Below are 1384 nucleotides of genomic sequence, written 5' to 3' on the forward strand. Positions count from 1 at the left end.
GTCATATATGGACCCATCCGGTTTGCAAGACATTCGATAACGATTTTGAGAAGAGTTCATTGCACCCATATATCCGGCCTGTTATTGAGGGATCCCTCTGGCCCTGATGGATATCTGCTTCTACAGTCCTTATCATCCCTGCGGCTTCGTAATGAGCCTATGCCCGACTAAGGTTTTTAGTAGATCAGTCTGACTGTCTCATCATCAAATCAAGTGTCTTAGCAACTTGCTGGTTGGTTAATTATTCACGTTTATTGAATCTATTCAGTACTATACTGGAAGCCGATACTCTTCCTCACGCGCCGCGATAACCCATGCCATTCTCGCGAGTTTATTGGCGACGGCCACACAGGCTCGATTAAAACCTCGGCGCTCTGCTAACTGTATTGCCCAGCAGCTAAATTTATCCTGTTTATGACAACTGTTCTGCAACACCGCTCTGGCGCCGTGAATAAACAGGGTACGTAAATACGCATTTCCCCGCTTGCTTATCCCAAGGAGGTTATCTTTACCTCCGCTGCTGTGTTGCTTGGGAACCAAGCCACACCAAGCTGAAAAGTGTCTACCATTACTGAAGTCTTTACCCTCTCCAGCAGCCGCATAAAAGGCCGTAGCGGTGACGGGACCAATACCTGGGATAGTCTCTAAACGCTGGCAAATCACATTGTTTTTCGTTTCAGTGAGTACTTGGGTATCACAATCCTTAAGCCGTCTTTCTATATCTGTAAACTCTTCATATAACTGATAAAAAATTGTTCGACCTTTGGTAGTCAGCGCATTGGTTTCGTTAGTCAAAATCTCAGGAAACTGTACTTTAAAAGCCGATTTACTTTTGGCTATCACGATGCCGTATTCAGCTAACATACCTCGCACTTGGTTGATTAAGGCTGTTGATTGCTTAGTTAATCGTTCGCGCATTCGGTGGAGCAGTTGCACATCTTGCTGCTCGACGCTTTTGGGTTTTACAAACCGCATGTTGGGTCGCTGCGCAGCCTCCGCGATGGCTAAAGCATCATTGTAGTCATTTTTGTTACCTTGCCGAAAAGGCACGACAAATTGAGGAGCAATTAACTTGACGCTGTGGCCCAACAGCTCAAATTCTCTGGTCCAGTAATTTGCGCCACTACAGGCTTCCATCACAATCAGACAAGGCTCAATTTGAGCGACAAAGGGCAGCAAGTCTTTGCGTCTAAGCATTTTCTTTTTAATTAACTTGCCTGCTTTATCGACGCCAACAGCATGAAAAACAGACTTTGCGATATCTAAACCGATTGTAGTAATCTTCATAGGTGGACCCGTCCTCTTTCTGATGAGTTTTAGCGACTACATCGTGGCCCATTGCGAGGCCGATTTAAAGTGGATGGGTCCATTCCATTATCCATGA

1 protein-coding gene is annotated in these 1384 nt (G+C 45.4%); it reads right to left on the reverse strand.

The window, feature by feature from the left end; all coding sequences use genetic code 11:
- Positions 1 to 270 precede the first annotated feature (270 nt).
- Complete coding sequence (locus M0413_RS22565; protein WP_249555737.1) at positions 271 to 1287, reverse strand: IS110 family RNA-guided transposase; 1017 nt, start codon at positions 1285 to 1287, stop codon at positions 271 to 273.
- Positions 1288 to 1384 lie beyond the last annotated feature (97 nt).

Origin of the sequence: Shewanella sp. 8A (genome assembly GCF_023475945.1) — a bacterium.
GTDB lineage: Bacteria > Pseudomonadota > Gammaproteobacteria > Enterobacterales > Shewanellaceae > Shewanella > Shewanella xiamenensis.